General features: G+C 44.8%; 19 protein-coding genes. 8 read left to right on the forward strand and 11 right to left on the reverse strand.

The features are described 5' to 3' along the window. Positions 1-33 precede the first annotated feature (33 nt). Positions 34-1,578, forward strand: a complete 1,545-nt coding sequence (locus tag DDT91_RS10640) for an aldehyde dehydrogenase family protein (RefSeq protein WP_187176170.1) — start codon at positions 34-36, stop codon at positions 1,576-1,578. Positions 1,579-1,708: 130 nt separating this feature from the next. Here the strand turns inward: DDT91_RS10640 and DDT91_RS10645 are convergent, their stop codons facing one another. Together DDT91_RS10645 and DDT91_RS10650 are read right to left on the reverse strand one after the other, a co-directional pair. After that, entirely contained in the window at positions 1,709-2,149 is a 441-nt protein-coding gene (locus tag DDT91_RS10645; protein ID WP_187176171.1) for a hypothetical protein, read from the reverse strand. 157 nt (positions 2,150-2,306) lie between these two features. Beyond that, positions 2,307-3,254: a polyphosphate kinase 2 family protein gene (locus DDT91_RS10650; protein WP_187176172.1), complete on the reverse strand. Its 948-nt coding sequence runs from the start codon at positions 3,252-3,254 to the stop codon at positions 2,307-2,309. A gap of 174 nt (positions 3,255-3,428) precedes the next feature. Here DDT91_RS10650 and DDT91_RS10655 point away from each other — a divergent pair, with 174 nt between their 5' ends. Both DDT91_RS10655 and DDT91_RS10660 read left to right on the forward strand, forming a co-directional pair. After that, positions 3,429-4,520 (forward strand): 6-phosphofructokinase, encoded by a 1,092-nt coding sequence (locus DDT91_RS10655; protein ID WP_187176173.1) that lies wholly within the window; start codon positions 3,429-3,431, stop codon positions 4,518-4,520. Positions 4,521-4,547: 27 nt separating this feature from the next. Continuing rightward, complete coding sequence (locus DDT91_RS10660) at positions 4,548-5,864, forward strand: acetylxylan esterase (RefSeq protein ID WP_187176174.1); 1,317 nt, start codon at positions 4,548-4,550, stop codon at positions 5,862-5,864. A gap of 24 nt (positions 5,865-5,888) precedes the next feature. Here DDT91_RS10660 and DDT91_RS10665 read toward each other — a convergent pair whose 3' ends face one another. Then, positions 5,889-6,269: a hypothetical protein gene (locus DDT91_RS10665; RefSeq protein ID WP_187176175.1), complete on the reverse strand. Its 381-nt coding sequence runs from the start codon at positions 6,267-6,269 to the stop codon at positions 5,889-5,891. Positions 6,270-6,273: 4 nt separating this feature from the next. Further along, positions 6,274-6,693, reverse strand: coding sequence for a hypothetical protein (locus tag DDT91_RS10670; protein ID WP_187176176.1), 420 nt, complete (start codon positions 6,691-6,693; stop codon positions 6,274-6,276). A 274-nt stretch (positions 6,694-6,967) separates the two neighbouring features. Here DDT91_RS10670 and DDT91_RS10675 point away from each other — a divergent pair, with 274 nt between their 5' ends. Beyond that, complete coding sequence (locus tag DDT91_RS10675) at positions 6,968-7,363, forward strand: PAS domain-containing protein (protein ID WP_187176177.1); 396 nt, start codon at positions 6,968-6,970, stop codon at positions 7,361-7,363. Further along, a complete protein-coding gene (locus DDT91_RS10680; RefSeq protein ID WP_187176178.1) occupies positions 7,360-8,193 on the forward strand; it encodes an MBL fold metallo-hydrolase in 834 nt (277 codons plus the stop codon). The genes DDT91_RS10675 and DDT91_RS10680 overlap by 4 nt, the downstream gene beginning before the upstream one ends. Before the next feature lie 17 nt (positions 8,194-8,210). On the opposite strand, the gene DDT91_RS20640 is transcribed toward DDT91_RS10680, so the two are convergent. The 6 genes from DDT91_RS20640 to DDT91_RS10705 all read right to left on the reverse strand — a co-directional run bounded on the left by DDT91_RS20640 (position 8,211) and on the right by DDT91_RS10705 (position 15,674). Then, the gene (locus DDT91_RS20640; protein ID WP_370539311.1) at positions 8,211-8,873 is read right to left on the reverse strand and encodes a c-type cytochrome; all 663 of its coding nucleotides are present in this window, start codon (positions 8,871-8,873) and stop codon (positions 8,211-8,213) included. A 99-nt stretch (positions 8,874-8,972) separates the two neighbouring features. Then, entirely contained in the window at positions 8,973-9,806 is an 834-nt protein-coding gene (locus tag DDT91_RS20645; RefSeq protein WP_255502078.1) for a sorbosone dehydrogenase family protein, read from the reverse strand. Between the two features lie 271 nt (positions 9,807-10,077). Next, the gene (locus tag DDT91_RS10690) at positions 10,078-11,616 is read right to left on the reverse strand and encodes a YifB family Mg chelatase-like AAA ATPase (protein WP_187176179.1); all 1,539 of its coding nucleotides are present in this window, start codon (positions 11,614-11,616) and stop codon (positions 10,078-10,080) included. Between the two features lie 62 nt (positions 11,617-11,678). Beyond that, positions 11,679-12,047 carry a hypothetical protein gene (locus DDT91_RS10695; protein ID WP_187176180.1) on the reverse strand — a complete coding sequence of 123 codons (369 nt, stop codon included), beginning with the start codon at positions 12,045-12,047 and terminating at the stop codon, positions 11,679-11,681. Positions 12,048-12,081: 34 nt separating this feature from the next. Continuing rightward, a complete protein-coding gene (locus DDT91_RS10700) occupies positions 12,082-13,914 on the reverse strand; it encodes an ABC transporter ATP-binding protein (RefSeq protein WP_187176181.1) in 1,833 nt (610 codons plus the stop codon). Between the two features lie 59 nt (positions 13,915-13,973). After that, entirely contained in the window at positions 13,974-15,674 is a 1,701-nt protein-coding gene (locus tag DDT91_RS10705; protein WP_255502079.1) for a hypothetical protein, read from the reverse strand. Positions 15,675-15,908: 234 nt separating this feature from the next. Between DDT91_RS10705 and pafA the strand changes: the two genes are divergently transcribed. Both pafA and DDT91_RS10715 read left to right on the forward strand, forming a co-directional pair. Next, positions 15,909-17,540: an alkaline phosphatase PafA gene (gene pafA, locus DDT91_RS10710; protein WP_187176182.1), complete on the forward strand. Its 1,632-nt coding sequence runs from the start codon at positions 15,909-15,911 to the stop codon at positions 17,538-17,540. 161 nt (positions 17,541-17,701) lie between these two features. Next, positions 17,702-18,112, forward strand: a complete 411-nt coding sequence (locus DDT91_RS10715) for a transposase (RefSeq protein ID WP_187176183.1) — start codon at positions 17,702-17,704, stop codon at positions 18,110-18,112. A 38-nt stretch (positions 18,113-18,150) separates the two neighbouring features. Here the strand turns inward: DDT91_RS10715 and DDT91_RS10720 are convergent, their stop codons facing one another. Further along, positions 18,151-19,314, reverse strand: a complete 1,164-nt coding sequence (locus tag DDT91_RS10720) for a homogentisate 1,2-dioxygenase (protein WP_187176184.1) — start codon at positions 19,312-19,314, stop codon at positions 18,151-18,153. A gap of 128 nt (positions 19,315-19,442) precedes the next feature. Here DDT91_RS10720 and DDT91_RS10725 point away from each other — a divergent pair, with 128 nt between their 5' ends. Beyond that, the gene (locus DDT91_RS10725; protein ID WP_187176185.1) at positions 19,443-20,240 is read left to right on the forward strand and encodes a family 16 glycosylhydrolase; all 798 of its coding nucleotides are present in this window, start codon (positions 19,443-19,445) and stop codon (positions 20,238-20,240) included. Positions 20,241-20,304: the final 64 nt, after the last annotated feature.

The raw sequence follows: 20,304 nt of genomic DNA on the forward strand, positions 1-20,304 counted from the left end.
TTAGCTTTGATCATCAGAAACCCATCTAATCTCATGACAGACGCATTTGGCATCCTTGAATCCTTGCAAAAAATTGGTGTGAAATCCGAAAATCTTGGCTCCTCAACCGGGCTTAATTGGTTGGATTCCGGTGAATCCTATCTTTCCTCTTTTTCTCCCGTTGATGGGAAACTCATTGCAAAAGTCCAATTGGCAAGTTCTGAAACTTATGAGGCCATCATTTCCCAAGCGTATGTGGCATTCGAAAAATGGAGGCTAGTCCCTGCGCCTCAGCGAGGGGAAATTGTGCGGGAAATCGGAAATGCACTCCGTGAAGTGAAGGCAGATCTGGGCAAGCTAGTTTCTTATGAAATGGGTAAATCCTATCAGGAAGGACTTGGGGAAGTCCAGGAAATGATTGATATCTGTGATTTTGCAGTTGGGCTATCCCGTCAATTGTATGGGTTGACGATGCATTCCGAGCGTCCAGGTCATCGGATGTACGAGCAATGGCATCCGCTTGGGATCGTCGGAATTATTTCCGCATTCAATTTTCCGGTGGCTGTTTGGTCTTGGAATGCAGCCTTGGCTTGGGTTTGTGGCGATGTGTGTATTTGGAAACCTTCCGAAAAGGCACCTCTTTCGGCCATTGCTTGTCAGCAGATTGTCGGAAAAATTTTTGCCAAGCACGGATTGCCTGAGGGAATTTCCAATCTGATCATAGGTGATTACAAAATCGGTGAATTGATTTCGCATGATTCCCGTGTGCCGTTGGTTTCGGCTACAGGTTCTACCCGCATGGGAAAATTGGTAGGAAAGGCAGTTGGGGAGAGGTTGGGAAGGTCTCTTTTGGAGCTTGGAGGTAACAATGCCATTATCATTACCGAAAATGCCGACTTGGATATGGCTATTCGTGGTGCCCTTTTTGGTGCGGTGGGCACAGCTGGTCAACGTTGTACCACTACCCGACGACTGATTATTCAGGACAAAGTCTACGAGGAAGTGAAAAGCAGACTGGCTGCCGCCTATTCTAAGCTCGTCATAGGAAATCCATTGGATGAAAAGAATCACGTAGGTCCGCTCATTGATCAAGATGCTGTTAAAAATTACCTCTCCGCAATCGAAAGGGTAAAAGCTGAGGGCGGAAAACCGGTAGTCGAAGGAGGCGTTCTTTCTGGACAGGATTTTGAATCGGGATGCTATGTGAAGCCGGCGATTTATGAGGCGGAAAATCACTTTGAAATCGTTCAGCACGAGACTTTTGCACCTATACTTTACTTGATCAGGTATAAGACTTTGGCAGAGGCTATTGCCTTACAGAATGGCGTGCCTCAGGGCCTTTCTTCAGCTATTATGACCACCAACATGCGTGAAGCTGAAGCGTTCCTGTCGGCCGCCGGCTCGGATTGTGGCATCGCCAATGTGAATATCGGAACCTCCGGTGCAGAAATCGGAGGGGCTTTTGGAGGGGAAAAAGAGACAGGAGGAGGTCGTGAATCAGGTTCCGATGCCTGGAAAGCCTATATGCGAAGACAGACCAATACGATCAATTACTCTACTGCCTTACCTTTGGCACAAGGAATCAAGTTTGACATCTAAGCAAAAGCCCTTCTGATCAAAATCAGAAGGGCTTTTTTTGAAAATTTAAAAGTTTTCACAGATTTTTTAAAAGTCAATACCTAGACGATTTTTATCCTATTGGGCAAGCTTCTCCAGTTGTAGCTCTGTATTATTTTCTTACAGTTATCGGAATAGAAAGCTGAATACCTGGATAGGCCTTTGGACCATTATGAGAGTCAGGAAGGAGATAGATGGGGGTGGAATTCGCACTCACTACCATAGCCCGTTTGGAGGTTTTACCCGCATTGATAAGAACGGGAACACTGGCAATGGCAGAGCCTACGCCGAGAATTAGTAAAATTCCACCGGTTCCAGCCAATGCGTTTTGTTGGGAACTGCAACCGCCAAACAGGCAGAAATTACTTGCAAACAAGGCGCCACCCACGACTGCACCTCCGATTCCAGCGCCTAATAAAATAAAGCCGGTTCTCTTTTGTTTTTTGCTGAGCTCCAGCAAGTTCTCATTTTGGTTGCTTAGGGCTTTTTCTTGGCTCATAACGGGACTAACCAGAATAAAACTCATGATTATGAATAGGATTCGTGTTTTCATGAACCTTGGAGTTGTTTTCAGCATAGATAAATCTTACTTGAGAAATGTTTTTGCTTAATGAAATTATGTAGCTAGCTGATTTTCATTAAATTAATTTAGGAAGGAAAAGCGACTAGAGGACTGTCCCGAGAGATTGCTCATATTCTGGCAATACGTGTTATTTTTCTTCCAAAAGTGCTCTTTTTACCTCCTGGAGCTCTGCCAGTTTTTCTTTGCTGACTTTGGGGTATTCCAGATCCATTTGATCAAGTGCGCTGATGATCGCTGAGGCTACGGCTATTCTTGCGTAGGACTTATTGTCTGCTGGAATGACATACCATGGAGATTCCTCTGTGGAGGTATTTTTAATCATATCTTCATAAGCTTCCATGTATTGGTCCCAATAGTTGCGTTCCCGGGCATCGGCAGCGCTGAACTTCCAGTTTTTTGAGGGATCATCCACTCGCTCGATAAATCGTTTCTTTTGTTCATCCTTAGAGACGTTAAGGAATATTTTGATCACTACAGTACCATTTCGGTTGAGATACTTTTCAAAATTCTTAATGTCTTTAAATCTCTCTTCCCAAATATCTTTCGTGATCAGTTTTTCAGGGAGTTTTTGGCTTTTAAGGATTTGCTCATGAACTCTTACCACAAGGACCTCCTCGTAATAAGAGCGGTTGAAAATCCCGATTCTTCCGCGTTCCGGTAGATTCTTCTTACACCTCCAGAGGTAATCATGATCCAGTTCTTCGGCGCTTGGTCCTTTAAAGGAGGAAACCTGACAACCTTGAGGATTGACTCCGGACATCACGTGCTTGATGGCCCCGTCTTTTCCTGCAGCGTCCATCGCTTGGAATATGACCAATAAAGACCACCTGTCCTGAGCATAGAGAATGTCTTGCAAGGCGGCCAAAGCTTCCACACCGATTTCGAGGGCTTCCTTGACCAAGGGCTTGTCTTCCGGTCCCAGATTCATTTTTGGCTCGGTGGGATAATCCTTCAATTTGAATTTTTTTCCATCCCCCACACAGTAGCGTTTGGCAAACTTTTTTGCTCTCTTGATCAGCTCTTTTTTACTTAAAGTTTTGAGCTCGGACAGGGTTTCTTCTTCATTTTTCAACATGACGTAGTTTATTTGCTGGTGGAGGTTTGGACTGGGCTGTAGTGGGAGGAGACTTTTGATTTCGCCTCTTTTGGATAAATAAGTTAAGTAAAATCACGGTTGAATTTTTATACGGCTGGATCAAAATGAATAAAAGCTTAGCTTTATCTACTTTTATTCATCAAGTTACTGACTATGAAAAAACTACTTGTTGCTACCGGAGGCGGAGATTGCCCGGGCTTGAATGCAGTGATCCGAGGAATTGTGAAAAGAGCCGCCCAAGAGAAGGATTGGGAAGTTTGGGGGAGTTTTGAAGCCTTAAATGGATTGATGGAAGAACCTACCCGCCTGATTAAGCTGGATGAAAAAACAGTTGCCGGGATTCATGTTCAAGGAGGGACTATCCTTGGTACCACCAATAAAGGAAACCCCATGAATTTTCCCGAGGTTCAATCCGATGGAACCGTGAAAACGGTCAATCGGATTCCATGGCTTGTTGACCGGTTAAAGTCTAAAGGGTTTGATGCGGTGATCAACATTGGTGGGGATGGTTCTCAGGCCATTTCTCAGGCCATGTTTGAGGCAGGGATGCCGGTAATTGGAGTCCCTAAAACCATCGATAATGACCTGTCTTCTACTGATTTTACGTTTGGTTTTCAAACCGCTGTTCAGACAGCAACCGATTCATTTGATCGCTTGGTGACTACTGCTGCCAGCCATCACAGGGTCATGATCATGGAAGTGATGGGAAGAAATGCCGGGTGGATTGCCTTGTATACTGCTATATCCGGAGGTGCTGAAATATGCCTTATACCCGAGATTCCATATGACTTGAATGTTTTGGTAGATCGAATCAAAAAAAGATACAATGAAGGAAGAGGGTTTGTCAATATCGTGATTGCGGAAGGAGCCTTTGTCAAAGAGGGAACTGTCACAGCTACCAAGGGGGAGCTTGGAAGACATGCCGTCCGATTGGGAGGCGTCTGTTTTACATTGAGTCAACAGCTGAAAGATGCGGGGATAGAGGCAGATATTCGTGAAACGGTCTTGGGACATACTCAGCGTGGCGGTACACCGATTGCATTTGACAGGGTGATCGCATCCGTCTTTGGAGTAAAAGCGATGGAATTAGTGTTGGAGGGAAGATTTGGCCGTTTAGTGATCTTGAAAAATAACGATTATACCTCTGTGCCGATCAAAGAAGCCATCAGTGCTTACAACTTTGTAGATCCCCAGGGAACTCTAGTCAAAGCCGCACGCGGCCTTGGAATTACCTTCGGAGATTAATATCGTTTTACCTTCCCAGTTTTAATCATGAATTGTTCAATTGCCAAAATCACTGAAAAGAGGGTTTTTCTCTTAAGTCTATTCTTCTTAGGATTCATCCAGCTTTCATTCGCCCAAATCCCAAGGCAGTTTCTGGATATTACCGTTTCACCTGATAGGCCAAGTTGGGTTTATTCGTTGGGCGAAAAGGTCGAATTCATCGTTTCGGTGACCCAGTCAGGCCGGCCGGTACCTGTTGAAAATGTCCGGTTTTTCGTGAAGGAAGAGAAGATGAATCCCATTCAGGAAGGAAGTCTTGAACTGAAAGAGGGCAAGGCTATCATTTCCGCTCAGGGGATGAAAAATCCCGGATTTTTGCGCTGTGAGGTATTTGCAACTATCGATGGAAAAGAATATCGAGGCTTAGGAACAGCCGCTTTTGAACCTGAAAAAATCCAACCTACCGTAAAGATGCCGGAAGATTTTGAAGCATTTTGGAGCGAGGCCAAAGCTGAGTTGGAGAAAATTCCTTTGGAACCCAAAATGGTTCATATCCCGGAGCGAAGTACTGATGCTGTGGATGTGTATCATGTCAATTTTCGAAATATTGGCAATAGTCGCGTGTATGGAGTATTGACGATGCCCAAGCAATCAGGAAAATATCCTGCGATCCTTCAGGTGCCGGGGGCAGGTATACGGCCTTATGCCGGGGATTTGGCAAAAGCGGCAAAAGGAGCCATTGTCCTACAAATCGGAATTCACGGGATTCCCATAGACTTGGCTCCCGAAGTATATTCCAATCTATCCAGTGGAGCGCTCAATGGATACTGGAATATTAATATTCAGGACAAGGATATTTACTATTACAAGAGAGTCTATTTGGGTTGCATCAGGGCGGTGGATTTCTTGGTTTCAATGTCTCAGTTTGACGGTCAAAATTTGGCCGTTCAGGGAGGAAGTCAGGGAGGAGCTTTATCCATCGTAACGGCAGCTTTAGATTCCAGGGTAAAGTATTTGTCTGCCTTTTATCCAGCAATGAGCGATATGACTGGCTATTTGCATGGAAGGGCAGGAGGATGGCCTCATATGTTTGCCGAAAGCAACCGGAAGTATTACAATTTTCCAAAAGCCGTAGAGACGATCGGATATTATGATGTGGTAAATTTTGCCAGAATTTTAAAGACTCCAGGGTTTTATTCCTGGGGATATAATGACGATACCTGCCCGCCTACTTCCTATTATTCGGCCTACAATCAAATCAAGGCTCCTAAGGAAGTGTTTGTAGTGCCTGAGACCGGGCATTGGACCTATCCGGAGCAAGGAGCCAAGTCAGATAACTGGCTATTTGAAAAGTTGAAAAAATAATCAGAAAAAATGGCCTGAGAATCCTCAAAGGGGGATTTTCAGGCTAAGGGAAGGGATATTTCTGGGCTGTCCCGGGATGATCGAAGGTTGGTGTATGGATTGGTTTTTTAGGGAAAGTTTGGCTGCCAATCGGGCATTATTCCCCGATGCTACCACCAAAGGAACTCCAATTATGACCAATGCCGCCCCTATGAGAGACATTGTGCCATCACCCGGCCCCGTGCTTTGGTGAAAAGCATCCGCAAGGATAAGTGCGCTTCCTGTGCTTACAAAGATTATTCCACCGGTGAATTGAGAATCACTTTTCTTCATTAGATCGGCAGAAGTGATAAGTGGATTGGGAGTTTGGGCGGTTACCAAAAATGGAACTCCAATGATCAGGACTGTTATCAATAGTTTTTTCATTTTTCTACTGGTTTAATGGAAAAGAAAGGGTGACTGTAGGAACTGTTTTTCCAGAAAAATTCATGTTGGGCTGTATTGTCCTTACTGTTTCGACTCCCAAACTTAATTTTCCAGCTTTCCTTGCTTTTGCAGAGGAGCTTATCAATATGGGTATTCCTATCACCATCATTGCTCCACCTCCGACAAAGAGAACCAACCCTGTCCCAAACCCCGCACTATCCCAATCATCTGAAGTTAACGCCAGAAGAGACCCTAACCCTGTTGCTGCGGCACCGACTCCGATAAATGTCCATCCCGCCTTTTTCTGTTTTTCACTTTGTTGTAGATATTCTTCAATCAGGAATTTGTTGGAGTCCTGCTGGGCTACTAAGGACTGTATAGGTCCGATCCAGGCAAATAGAAGTAAGAGGAGTAAAGTTTTCATAGCGGTTTGGATTTGTTGTACCAAGATGATTCTCTTTTTTAAGACACCGGAATCAAAAAAAACTAAGATGAAAATCTATTTTGGTAGAATTTACTATTGCTTTTTTGCCCTTTTCCATTTGTATGAAATCTTCCAAAAAAACATCTTTTCCAAAGGCGTAGAATAATAAAGAGGTATGTTGTCCAATCGGGAGATTTTTTTCTGTCGATAAGAAAAATTTTGAAATTAGTTTCTGTAACTTAATACGTACTTTAAACCCAAAACTTTTTGTTCAATGCCTGCACAGCCACTAGAGTTGATTTTGGCCAGACAGTTTGGAGATAGTTTGAATCTCCCCATGTTTCTGGTAGATCCTGAAGGGAATCTCCTATTCTACAATGAACCTGCCGAAGAGATTTTTGGGTTGAAGTTTAATGAAACAGGTGGAATGAGATTGGAAGAATGGGCTACCATTTTCAAACCTACAGACCAAGACGGTAATCCACTTACTCCCGAGTCTTTGCCCTTAGTGAAAACCCTCTCCACGAAAATTCCTGCAAATGGAGAATTTTATGTGGATAGTCTGACCGGAATACGCAGCTATATCTCTGTCAGTACTTTTCCTATTGTGGGTAGGACTAAGAGATTTTTGGGAGCCATGGCGATTTTTTTGAAATCTCACGAAGTATGAAAGTCAGAATTTGGGGTTGTAGGGGATCATTGCCCGCACCTGGTCCGGAAAATTATAGGTATGGAGGCAATACTTCCTGTATACAAGTCACCGAAGGAGATACATGTATCATACTTGATGCGGGCTCCGGAATTATGAGGTTAGGCCGGTTTTTAGGGCCCACGGTCAAAGAGGTTCATATTTTGCTCACCCATTTGCATATAGACCACACCATGGGATTGGGTTTTTTTCAGCCACTCTACAATCCCAATGTCAAAGTCCACCTTTGGGGCCCATCTACTGGCCAAGAACCTCTGCTTCACCGGTTGAGGAGATATTTTTCTCCTCCTTTATTTCCTGTGAAGCTTAGTGAGCTGCCTATGCATCCCGAAGTTCATGAATTGGGGGATGAGGAATTTTCAATAGGAGGAATCAAGATCCTTTCCCAGTTTTTATGCCATCCAGGACCTACCCTAGGGTATCGGTTGACTGCCAATCAAAAGACATTGGCCTATATTCCCGATCATGAGGTCATGTTGGGTTCTTCCGATTTTCCCCATGATCCGGAATGGACCAGTGGATTTGAAATTGCTAATGGGGCAGATTTGCTTTTTCACGATGGGGCTTATTCCTCCAAAGAATATGTTGGTAAAATGGGCTGGGGGCATTCGTCCATTAGGGATGCCCTACTTTTTGCGAATATGTGTAAGGTGAAAAAACTGTCCATTTTTCACCATGAACCTACCCGAACAGATGAACAAATCGAATCCATGTACAGGGACGCCGTAAGAGAGGGAAATTTTGGATTTGAAATAGAGATGTGTGCCGAAGGCAATGTGTATGAACTCTAGGGGTTACGTCTCTTATTTTATAGACTCGAAAGGTAATTTAGTAGATTTTTGATTTCTTCCTCCGAAAGACCCGCAAGCAGATTTTCGTACATCAGGGATTTGAGATCCTCTTCGCTGGACTTGATTTCTGATTTAGGAACCTGGACCACGTGATTTCCAACCAGCATTATGGAGACCGTATTTTCGTCCGTGTAGACAACCCTCCCCAGTAATACTTTCCCGTCTTTTTTGGTGATTCTTGCTGCGATCATGCTGGGCTTGATCCGCTCAGAGGGCTTGTTGATTTCCTCTAAAAGCTCTTCCTGAGAAAATTCTTTCCCGATTCCTTTTAGGTTGGGCCCCAAGAGTTCGGTGGTCCCGTCTACTGCATGGCAAGCGGAGCAAGCCCGTATGGCAAAAAGCTGTTTTCCGTTTTCAAGAGAGGCTTCGGAAAGGGTTTGCTCTCGGATTTCTCTATGGGAAGGGTTCTTTTCTTCCAAAGAAGGATCATACACAATTTTGTAAAATCCCCCCGTCTTTTTCTCTACGGCATTGTACCAATAATCGGAGATCCCATGGTGGGCCACATACAAGGAGCCGTCAGTCCCAAAAGCTAAATCAGAAAGCTTGGGAATATCCACCACGGGAAATTCCTGAAAAGAATAACCACTGGAAGATGGTTCGACCACGACTCTTCCCACTCCGCCTCTTGTCCATCGCTCTCCGGGTCCATAGAAAGCGACAAAAAGATTGCCTCCTGTGCCTCCAAAGTCATTGGTTGGTGCATTGAACTCAATTCCTCAAGGTGCAATTTCATTTTCCAAAGAAAAAACCGGAGGAATGATCGTATCAAACTTGCCTTCGTATTTCTTGGGATTATGCCCGTAGAATTTTCCGACTTGTAGGAGGTTAAGTTCTTCGGTGGCATTTCCTCCGCCCTTGTTATCGGCGAAGAATAAGTCTCCCGAAGGATTGAAAGCCATGCCATGGATCGACCGGATGCCTGTGGCTACCTGTTCCCACTGACTGCCATCCGGTGATATTTTCAGAATCGATCCCCTCAAACCTTGAGGGTCAGGGGAAGCTCCAGGATTAAAGGAGTCAGTGGTAAGTACAAAGTAAATCCAGCCATCAGGTCCCACGCTAAGTGCCGAGGTCCACTCGTAGGGATGGTCACTGACGGGCATTTTGTCAAAAAAGGTCCAAGAAGTGTCTGCTTTACCGTCCTGATCGAAATCTTTAAATGCCCTGATTTCACTTCGTGTACCTATAAATACAGTATCTCCTTTGTGGGTAAATCCAACAGGAGAGTGCAGCCCTATTTCTTTCAAATCCGCGAAAAGCAAGGCCTCGTCTTCTATTCCGTCATGATTCGTATCTCTTAGGGTGTAGATCTCACCGCTTTGGTTGGCGGCAAAAAGCAACCCGCCCGGTCCAAGGGAAATTTGAACCGGATTGACGATGGTCACCCCTTTGTCAATAGGGAGCTTGATGACCCGATAAGGGCCATAGACCGCTACTGAGGTATCTTCAAAGGTTAGGTATGCTGGGGTAGAAGGGGATTGACAGGAAGACGCAAGAATAATTAGGAGAAGGAATAAGGGAATTCCGGATGGCATGATGCGGGTCTTCATAGCGGGAGTTGGGATACAAGTCACTGAAATTAAAGAATTTCCAGTCTAAAAAATAGCCTCACCGGGGTAAGGAAATTAGGGTTCCAAATGGATCATTTGAACTGCAATAATGCAAAATCCATGATTTTGTCCCAATCATACCCGATCAGGTCATGGCTTCCCTCTCTCAGGTGGTATCCTATGGCTTTTTGGTGAATGGTGTGTGGGGAAATTGTAGTAGGGATTAGAGAATTCTCAATCTCTAATTTTCTAAATCTCCCAATCTCCCCTTTCACCCCGCCCAGCCTTCTCGATCCAAGCTTCGGTACTGGATCGCCTCGGCCAAGTGCTCGACTTTGATGCTGTCGCTTTCGGCAATGTCGGCAATGGTACGGGCTACTTTCAGGATTCGGTCATAGGCTCGTGCAGAGAGCCCGAGACGCTCCATGGCTGTTTTCAGAAGGGCTTTGCCGGCTTCATTGATCTGGCAGACTTCCTTGACCATGTGTGAAGGCATCATGGCATTGCAGAATACCTCGGGATTGTTTTCGAAGCGCAGCTTTTGTCTTTCCCTTCCTTTGATCACCCGCTCCCGGATCGCTTTGCTGGATTCACTTTTGCGGGTGGAGGTCATCTCGTCAAACTTCACCGGAGTCACTTCCACATGCAGATCGATCCGGTCAAGCAAGGGGCCACTGACTTTGTTGAGGTAGCGCTGCACGATACCGGGACCGCAGACGCATTCTTTTTCGGGGTGGTTGTAGTAGCCACAAGGGCAGGGGTTCATACTGGCGATGAGCATAAAGTTGGCCGGGTAATCTACGGACACTTTTGCTCGGGAGATGGTGACTTTTCGCTCTTCCAGGGGTTGACGCATGACCTCTAGTACGGTCCGCTTGAACTCCGGAAGTTCATCCAAAAACAACACGCCATTATGCGCCAGGGAAATCTCCCCCGGCTGCGGATTGCCTCCTCCGCCGACCAAGGCCACGTCAGAGATCGTATGATGAGGACTTCGAAAAGGCCGCTGTGCAAGCAGAGAAGCATTTTTACCTAGTTTTCCTGCTACGGAATGGATCTTGGTCGTCTCCAAGGCTTCCTGAAGGGAAAGCGGGGGAAGGATCGAAGGCAGACGCTTGGCGAGCATGGTTTTACCCGCACCGGGAGGACCAATCATGATCACATTGTGGCCTCCTGCTGCGGCAATTTCCATGGCCCGCTTGATGTTTTCTTGTCCCTGTACATCGGCAAAGTCGAACTCATTGTCATCCAAAGAGTGGTAAAAAATCTCCCGGGTATCGGTCACAAGCGGCTCAATTTGAAGATTGCCCTGAAGAAAATCTACTGCCTGATCGAGTGTCTCCACTCCGATGATGTCCAGGTTGTTGACGATGGAAGCCTCTTTGGCATTTTCAAGGGGTAGAATAAACCCTTTGAAACCCCGTTTTCGGGCTTCGATGGCGATTGGTAAAACGCCTTTGATTGGGCGGAGATTTCCATCCAAGGATAGTTCGCCCATGATCACATAGCGTTCGAGTTCGGGAAAATTGACCTGCTCGGATGCTTGGAGAATCCCCATAGCAATCGGCAAGTCATAGGCTGAGCCTTCTTTCCTTATGTCTGCCGGAGCCAGATTGATCACTACTTTTTGCCGGGGCATCCGGTAGTTGAAGTATTTCAGGGCGGATTCTACCCGCTGCTGGGATTCCTTGACGGCGGAGTCAGGCAGCCCTACCATAAAGAAACTGGTGCCTTGGCCTACATTCACCTCGATGGTGATGAGATTGGCATCCACGCCGGATACGGCACTTCCAAAAGTTTTTGCGACCATATTGAATTAAAAAAGGAGACGGTTTGGTCTCCTCAATATACTCGATTGTGAAAATTAAATCTTTATTGATCCGTGAAATTTTGACGGGGACGAATCGTGCCAATCGGTTCTTCCTGATTTTTTTGAGGAATAGGCTTGGAAGTTTGAGTGGATTTGGGGTGCTCCAAGTCATACAATTTGGCTTTGACCGAGTTCATCTCGATTTCCATTTTTTTGATTTGGTCTAACAGTCCTTTGGTATAAATCGCTTTTGTCCCCCAGGCTGCCAAAAATAAAATGGAACCCGTGAGAAACACTTTGACCATCGAAGCCGAAGTAATCGGATCCATTCCAAATGCCGATCCCAGGGTATCGAAGAAGATGAAAAAGATCAGAAAAACCAGAAAAAAGGCCAGGAGTGCGAGTTGGAGATAATGGGCTACTGTTTTCATGACTGCTAGATCAACTTTGGTGATCACTAAGATATTAAACAGACTGGATACTGGAAAGCTTTTGGTAGAGTCCTTCTGTAGCCATCAGTTCGGTATGAGTCCCGCGCTGGACTATTTTTCCACGCTCTATCACCAGAATCTCATCCGCATGCTGGATGGTACTCAGCCGGTGCGCAATGACCAAGGTGGTTCGGTTGCTCATCAGCTTGGTCAAGGCCTCTTGTACAAGCAACTCTGATTCGGAATCGAGTGCAGAGGTAGCCTCGTCCAAAATCAATATCGGAGGATTTTTTAATACCGCCCGTGCTATACTCAGACGTTGACGTTGTCCTCCGGAAAGCTTTGATCCCCGGTCACCGATATTGGTTTGGTAGCCATTTTCCAGTTGGGAAATGAAGCCATGGGCATTGGCAATTTTGGCAGCTTCGATGACTTGGGCTTCTGTGGCTCCGTGTATCCCAAAGGCAATGTTGTTGAAAACGGAATCGTTGAAAAGAATTGATTCCTGAGTCACAATTCCCATCAGACTTCTTAACTCATGGGTGGAAAACTCCCTGAGGTCTGTTCCATCCAGAAGAATCTGTCCATCTGTCGGGTCATAAAATCTCGGAACCAAATCCGCCAAGGTAGATTTTCCTCCCCCTGAAGGTCCAACCAAAGCAATGGTTTTGCCTTTTTTAAGGGAAAAGTCAATATTTTTAAGTACCAAATGATCTTCGTATGCAAAGCTTACTTTTTTGAAATTGATGGATTCATGGAATCCTGAAAGTGGCTTTGGTTTAGGCGGAGATTGGATTTGGCTAGGGGTGTCTATGACTTCGAAAATCCGTTCAGCGGAAGCTATTCCACGCTGAATGCTGGAGACAGCCCGAGATATTTCTTTGGCTGGATTGAGTACCTGAGTGAAAATGATGATGTAGGTAATGAAATCAGAAGCGCTCAAATCAGACTCTCCACTCAACACCAGACTGCCCCCATAGACTAAGATCCCTGCGACAACCGTTACACCCAAAAACTGGGAAATGGGAGAGGCCAACTCATTTTTCTTGGCCATACTGACATTTACCTGAGAATAGTACTCGGTCTCCTGATCAAACTTTGTACTGACAAACCGCTCAGCATTAAAAGCCTTGATAACTCGCATGCCTCCTAGTGTTTCGTCCAGAATATTGACAATCCTGCCTAGAGACTGTTGGCTTTGTATGGCTTTCTTTTTCAGTCTTTTGGTGATTCCTCCAATGATCGCTCCAGAGATAGGTATGATCAAAATAGTGAAAAGCGTGAGCTTCACAGACATGAAAAATAGTACAGCAAAATAGAGCAGAATCGTGGCCGGTTCTCTGAAAACCACTCTGAGTGACTGAACAATGGTGTTTTCTACCTCCTGCACATCGTTTGTCATCTTGGACATCAGATCGCCCTTGCGCTCATTGGAAAAGTAGCCGATGTGCAATGCACTGACTTTTTCGAAAATATCCATGCGCATTCCTTTGATCACCACCGCGCGAACCTTGGCCAACACCACTCCCGACAGATAGGTGAAAAGGTTGGAAAGGAAAACAGACCCTACAATAATGAGGCATACGAAAATCAAGGTGCCAAACTTCCCGTACGCTTCGCTGACCAGTAAAAACCGGTGATTGAAAAGAGAAGTAAAGTAGTCCACCGAGAAGCTAAAGGAGGGCATTGCCCGAAACCTTTCCATTTTCTCAGGCTCTACCTGTTCAAAAATCACATCAAAAAGCGGCTTGAGCAAAGTGAAATTGAGCAAGCCAAATACAATTGCCAAAAAGGCATAAAGAATATAGATCGGAACAAACTTTCCAAAAGGGCGGGCATAGGAAAGGATCCGAAGGTAGGTTTTCATTAATTCAACAAGGATAAATCAGCCCGCAAGTTACGTAAAATTACCTTGGTGGGGGGGTGCTAGAAATTGAAATCAGGCCTGACAAAATTCCAACGGATTGCCAGCTGCAAGTAATGGCTGCTTACCGGGCTGTTGAGATCTTGGGCTGTTCTTCGTCGGTAATAGTGAGAACCATCGATGAACAAGTTGTGCTTGAGCATATAAGATGCGGTGAAATTGGACTGAATCACCCGGTTTTCGATCCCTTGGCCGATATAATTTCCGAATAATCCTGTGGGGCTGTTTTCCAGGCGGTTTTTCAACACATCTCCTCCCCAGTTGACATTAGCATTCTCGTCTGCCCCAAAATATTGATACATTCCGGTGAGATTCAGATCCAATCTTGGCAAAGGCTGGTACCGAAGGATTCCCACAAATTCTCTGAAATTTGCACCTCGTGGATGGGTGAGGGGAGTTCTCCAGTTGGAATAAGACTGGTAGTCCACTTTTTCCTGAAAGGTATAGGGCCGGGCTTGGTTCCATTCCAATTGGAAATCCAGATTTTTCAGGCCTAAGACATTGATATACTTGTAGCCCAATTGGGCCCCGTATTTGTTTCGCTTGGAGCCTTCTCCGTCAATTTCAAAAAACTCATTAAAAACAAATTCATCCAGTGCAAACTGTCCGTAAAGTTCCATACCGGGAGTAAAAATCCACTTTCCGTCTATTCCCAACATGACCTTGTCCGGTGTGCCTTGCTGCTGTTCTACCCATCGAAGAAAAATGAACGGATTAAAGTAATTGAAATTGATCTTGTCGGTCATGATGGAGGAGAAAAATCCAAGATTCATATTCTTCCCCACATTAAAGCCCAGTCGGTTATAAGCAAAATATTTTTGCGGATAGCGTCCATCAGTCGGCCTTCCTCTATTATAGAAAACATCTGCTGTCATTTGGGTCCACAGGTTGGTCAGCTGAAATTTCCACACTTTGGTGTTGAACTTGACAAACATGTAGGGATTGGAAAAATCTGAAATCTGAAAGGACCGATACCCCTCCCCAGCAAAGTTTCGGTCATGTCCGACTTGTATTTCGATATGTTTGGTGATCTGAAAAGACACATGACCCAGTGCAGAAAAATAGCTGTATCCGTCAGATTCATATTCTTTCCAGAATCCCTCTCCCGGCACTGCACCATTATACTCGGCATAGTCTTTTACCCAGGAAGGGAAAAAAACCTCTGAAGTGGTCAGATAGGTGTAGAACCCCACTTTTTTATCTACCGAACCCCGAAGCGCAAGCCCTCTTGCCAACCGGGCCGGATTACGCTCATTGTCGGTCTCTGTCCCTCCGCTCAGGTAGATCACAGGGGCGAGATGGATTCCGAATTCTTCACCTTCATAATGGGCAAAATCACCTTGTCTTCGATAAAGCGATTTCAGGAAGGGCTTTTTTGAACCGGGAATTTCCCTTTTGGAAAACTCCCAAGAGTCCTGACTCAGGTAGTTAAGGTTAAACTGATCGGCTTTGGACTGTATCACTTCCGGATTTTCAGCCAAACTGTCTAGGTATTGGGCTACTATGTCTCTTCGAAAGGGTTTGTAGCCTGTATTGAAAAAGGGATTGGTTTTCCCTTGGAGAATTTCATAGCGTTCGATCTTGTGGTAGTAATCCCTGTCGTAAGGGATATAAGCACCTTGGGCAAAAGTCAGAGAATGCACAGACAAGAGAATCAATATGCCCAATGGGCAGAAAAGTCGGAAGGACAGTTTTTTTTGCATTACCTAAATCTAAAAAAGAAAATCCTGCGTGCAATAATTGAGAGGAATTCCCTTTTCCTGTGAATGGAAAGTTGTGGGCTACCACGAGATAGTTGTAAAAATACTTAAATCGCTAGGACAATCTTCTCATTTCGCAATCAAAAAGGCATTTATTGTCCTCTTTGAAGCCTATTTACCATCTAATTAACTGTCAAAAAAAGCATTATCCCTATCTTTGAAAAAAATATTTAACTCATGAGACACTTTCTCATTGTTCTCCTTGGTGTGCTTTGTTTTCACATAGGAGTAAATGCCCAGGAGAAATCCCAAAAGCCAAAGCTGGTGGTGGGAATCATTGTGGATCAGATGCGACAGGAATACCTCTATAGGTTTTCTGATCGGTTTGTGGAGGGTGGATTCAAACGGTTTACGGATCAGGGATTTATGATGACTAACGGTCATTACAACTACATCCCCACTTTCACTGGACCAGGACATGCCTCCGTTTACACGGGCACTACGCCGGCTACTCATGGTATCATTGCTAACAATTGGTATGTAAGATCCCTAAACCGTATGATTTACTGTGCGGAGGACTCAACAGTTACCAATGTCGGGGGAACACCTGAAAATGGTGCCATCAGCCCAAGAAATATGTTAACAACCAGTATAACAGATGAATTAAGATTTGCCACAGGCAAGCGGGCCAAAGCAGTCGGAATAGCAATAAAAGACAGAGGAGCCAGTTTGCCTGCCGGTCATACAGGTGATGCTTATTGGTACGATGGGAATAACGGTGACTGGATGACGTCCACTTTTTACTATGATTCTTTGCCTCAATGGGTGGCAGCATTCAATGCTAAAAAACTACCCGATCAATACCTCAAGGAAACATGGAATCCATTATTCCCTATTGAAAGCTATGTAAACAGCCTGGCTGATAACAACAATTTTGAAGGTCCTTTTATTGGTAAGGAGACTCCAACCTTTCCCTACATTCTTGATTCGCTGAAAGCAAATAACGGAGGGTACGAACTTTTAGCCTCTACACCTTTTGGGAATACATTGACATTGGACATGGCGTATGCGGCCATAGAGGGTGAAAAATTGGGGCAAAGAGATGTTACCGATTTTCTTGCTGTCAGTTTCTCAAGCCCGGATTACATCGGACATCGGTTTGGGCCTTCTTCGATAGAGGTCGAGGATACCTATCTTAGATTGGATAGAGAACTGGAAAAATTCTTCTCCTACTTGGATAAAACCCTTGGAAAGGGCAACTATCTGGTATTCATTTCAGCAGACCATGCCGTAGCGGAAGTGCCTAGCTACTTGGTCAGTGAAAAAGTTCCGGCAGGTAATTTCAATACAGGAATGGTTTTGGGACAATTAAAAGGTTTTGCAATGGCCATGTATGGAGAGGGTGAATGGGTAGCAAATCTTTCGAATGAGCAGATTTTCTTAAACCATGAACTGATTCGATCCAAGAAAATGAATCTTGAGCAAATGCAGAGAGACTTTGCTGAGTTTGTCCTGAGGTTCAAAGGTGTAAAAGAAGCATATACCGCCAGCGATTTAAAAAGGCAAGAATTCTCTCAAAATCGGCCCAAACTTCTTCAAATGGGGTATAACCATAAAGCTTCCGGTGATGTGTTACTCATTTTGGAGCCAGGCTGGTTGGTTGGAGGACAGCGGGGCACCACACACGGTTCAGGCTATAACTACGACACCCACGTCCCTATTGCCTTTTATGGCTGGGGAATCAAACCCGGAAAGAGTGCGGCCTACACCACAGTGACGGACATTGCTCCTACTTTGGCTGTCTTGCTTCAGATCCGAATGCCAAATGGAACCACCGGGCAGCCGATTCGGGAAGTTATTGGCAATTGATTTAACCAATTGAATTAGAAGACCTCAGGGTACTTAACTGACTTCAATCTCAGGCATTTGCTGGATTATGTCAATAAGTACTTTGAGGTCAATTTTTTATTTGGCTAACAAAAGGATCTTTGATTTTTTTATACCTAAATTAGATCCTTTCATTTCTCATTATGCCTCATTCATCCTCAAATGTCTGGACTCACTTGGTATTTTGGACCGCAGGTCATGAAAGGGCTATTACCGGTCAACTAATCCCGGTTATTCATGCGGTTTTGGATGAATTGTCTCTAAAGTTTACTCCCCATCAGGTGTATCACAGCATTCTTCCGGATCACATTCATCTTTTGACCAAGGTTCCCAGTAATATTTCAGTAGACCAGCTTACTTTTCAAGTTCAGCAAAACATAGGCAAGAGACTTCGTGAATTGGATTTGGGAGATTTTTTAACATGGGATCCGGACTATCATGTGCACTCAGTCAGCATCAACAGGCTTTCGGCAGAAAAAAGCTTAATCGACCGGCAGGAATTCAAGCATAAGGAAATTTCCCTGGTAGATGAATTGAAATTTCTCGGATTATAAAAAAGCCTGAATTTTTTCTAATTCAGGCTTTTTTTGATTTAATCTGTCCAGCTCATTGGGTAGTTTTTGTCTACAAACTCCAAGGCATCTGTGGTAATGAACAGTGGGCGGTGTGTATCCAGCATGACGGCATATTCGTGGGTTTCTTTCGCTCCGATGGATTTTTCGACTGTTCCTGGATGTGGACCATGTGGCAATCCTCCCATATGGATAGTGAAGGATCCCCGGTCGATCCCTCTTCTGCTCATGAATTCGCCCTCAGCATAGTAAAGCACTTCATCTGAGTCGATATTGCTGTGATTATATGGAGCAGGAATAGCTAAAGGATGGTAATCAAACAGGCGCGGAACAAATGAACAGATCACAAATCCCCAAGCTTGGAAAGTCTGATGAACCGGTGGTGGCTGATGAATTCGTCCAGTGATTGGCTCAAAATCATGGATAGATAGCGCATACGGATAGAGGTAGCCATCCCAGCCTACAATGTCCAATGGACTGTGTGCGTAGCGATATTGATGCAAGAACCCCTGTTTTTTGATCTGAACCAGGTAATCTCCTTTTTCTCTTTCGATGTGCAATTCATGTGGAGGGCGGATGTCCCGCTCACAGTAAGGCGAATGTTCCAACAGCTGTCCCACTTCATTGCGGTATCTTTTCACCGTTTCGATGGGGCCGTGTGACTCAATGACCAACAGCCTCAACGGACCCTGTTCTGCAAATTCAAACCGGTAAATGGTTGTTCGCGGGATTACGATATAGTCTCCCTTTCTTACTTCAAGTTTGCCAAATTGAGAATAAAGCACTCCTTCCCCATCGTGGATGTAAATCAGCTCGTCTCCATCCGCGTTTTTAAAGAAATAATCCATTTTACGCTGCTTTGGAGCGCAAATACCCATCATCACATCATTGTTCATCATGAGCATGCGCCTTGCGCTGAGGTAATCTTCCCCGGTCGTTTCTACTCCGGAAGTTTTGAGATGAGTTTGATTGAGGCCGTGTTCTTTGGCAGGTTCCCATTGGTAAGGTTTGGGAGTGCCGATGGATTTGACTTCGTTGGGATTATAAATATGGTAGAGGTTGGAGTAAATCCCGGAAAATCCTTTCGAGCTTACCAGTTCTTCTTTGTATAGGCTGCCATCAGGCTGTCGGAATTGGATGTGGCGTTTGGGGGGAATTTGCCCCATTCTTACGTAATAGGCCATGCTTTTGGGTTTATATTGGCTGCTAAATTACAATTTATCCATGGAGGAAAAGTCGATACGGTCACCTTTTGTGAATTCAACCCTTCTCCTTCAAGGAAAGTTTTGTATTTTTCTTCAACCCAAAAATTATGAAAACGCTTTCTATTATCCTTCTATGCCTGTATTTGTCTATTCCCGCGTATTCACAGCGTCTTGGTAAGGCCAATCTAATTTGGGCAGATGAATTTGATCAAGATGGACTTCCCAATCCAAAATGGTGGAGCTATGATGTCGGAGACCATGGATGGGGAAATGAAGAGCTTCAGTATTATTCCAAAGAAACCTTAAAGAATGCCAGAATCGAAGATGGAGTTTTGATTATTGAAGCTCATGCAGATTCCTCTTTGCCAAAAGGCTATAGCTCAGCCCGGCTAGTATCCAAAGGAAAAGCAGCTTGGCAGTATGGGTATATTGAAGTGAGGGCAAAATTACCAGAGGGAGTGGGCACATGGCCGGCTATCTGGATGCTGCCTGAGGAAAATCGCTTTGGGGGTTGGCCTAAAAATGGAGAGATTGACATCATGGAGCATGTGGGCTTTGATCCGGGAGTAGTCCATGGTACCGTGCATACCGAGGCTTTCAATCATGTGAAAGGAACCCAGAAAGGAGCTCAGAAAAAAGTGGAGACATTTCATGATGAATTTCATGTCTATGCAATTGATTGGAAGGCCGATAAAATCGATTTTTTTATAGATGGAGAAAAATATTTCACCTTTGAAAATACGGGGGGAGAGTACCAAGAGTGGCCTTTTGATCAGTCCTTTCATTTAATTCTGAATATCGCTGTCGGGGGTAATTGGGGTGGCCAAAAAGGGGTGGACGAGAAAATTTGGCCTCAAAGGATGGAAATAGACTACGTCAGAGTCTATGACAATATAGCGGATTGATAAAAAGTGAGGCTTATTTTCCTGAAATGCTATGGGTTTTTTGGGAATTAGTCAGATAGTCTTT

Origin of the sequence: Algoriphagus sp. AK58 (genome assembly GCF_014324365.1) — a bacterium.
Lineage (GTDB): Bacteria > Bacteroidota > Bacteroidia > Cytophagales > Cyclobacteriaceae > Algoriphagus.

Bases quoted from the DNA above. Each gene is read 5' to 3' on its own strand.
- DDT91_RS10695 (WP_187176180.1), bottom strand. From the start codon at position 12,047: ATGAAAACAGTAGCCCATTATCTCCAACTCGCACTCCTGGCCTTTTTT.
- DDT91_RS10645 (WP_187176171.1), bottom strand. From the start codon at position 2,149: ATGAAAACACGAATCCTATTCATAATCATGAGTTTTATTCTGGTTAGT.
- DDT91_RS10720 (WP_187176184.1), bottom strand. From the start codon at position 19,314: ATGGCCTATTACGTAAGAATGGGGCAAATTCCCCCCAAACGCCACATC.
- DDT91_RS10700 (WP_187176181.1), bottom strand. From the start codon at position 13,914: ATGAAAACCTACCTTCGGATCCTTTCCTATGCCCGCCCTTTTGGAAAG.
- DDT91_RS10690 (WP_187176179.1), bottom strand. From the start codon at position 11,616: ATGGTCGCAAAAACTTTTGGAAGTGCCGTATCCGGCGTGGATGCCAAT.
- DDT91_RS10670 (WP_187176176.1), bottom strand. From the start codon at position 6,693: ATGAAAACTTTACTCCTCTTACTTCTATTTGCCTGGATCGGACCTATA.
- DDT91_RS20645 (WP_255502078.1), bottom strand. From the start codon at position 9,806: ATGAAGACCCGCATCATGCCATCCGGAATTCCCTTATTCCTTCTCCTA.
- DDT91_RS10640 (WP_187176170.1), top strand. From the start codon at position 34: ATGACAGACGCATTTGGCATCCTTGAATCCTTGCAAAAAATTGGTGTG.
- DDT91_RS10660 (WP_187176174.1), top strand. From the start codon at position 4,548: ATGAATTGTTCAATTGCCAAAATCACTGAAAAGAGGGTTTTTCTCTTA.
- DDT91_RS10675 (WP_187176177.1), top strand. From the start codon at position 6,968: ATGCCTGCACAGCCACTAGAGTTGATTTTGGCCAGACAGTTTGGAGAT.
- DDT91_RS10650 (WP_187176172.1), bottom strand. From the start codon at position 3,254: ATGTTGAAAAATGAAGAAGAAACCCTGTCCGAGCTCAAAACTTTAAGT.
- DDT91_RS10715 (WP_187176183.1), top strand. From the start codon at position 17,702: ATGCCTCATTCATCCTCAAATGTCTGGACTCACTTGGTATTTTGGACC.
- DDT91_RS10665 (WP_187176175.1), bottom strand. From the start codon at position 6,269: ATGAAAAAACTATTGATAACAGTCCTGATCATTGGAGTTCCATTTTTG.
- pafA (WP_187176182.1), top strand. From the start codon at position 15,909: ATGAGACACTTTCTCATTGTTCTCCTTGGTGTGCTTTGTTTTCACATA.
- DDT91_RS10725 (WP_187176185.1), top strand. From the start codon at position 19,443: ATGAAAACGCTTTCTATTATCCTTCTATGCCTGTATTTGTCTATTCCC.
- DDT91_RS10655 (WP_187176173.1), top strand. From the start codon at position 3,429: ATGAAAAAACTACTTGTTGCTACCGGAGGCGGAGATTGCCCGGGCTTG.
- DDT91_RS10705 (WP_255502079.1), bottom strand. From the start codon at position 15,674: ATGCAAAAAAAACTGTCCTTCCGACTTTTCTGCCCATTGGGCATATTG.
- DDT91_RS10680 (WP_187176178.1), top strand. From the start codon at position 7,360: ATGAAAGTCAGAATTTGGGGTTGTAGGGGATCATTGCCCGCACCTGGT.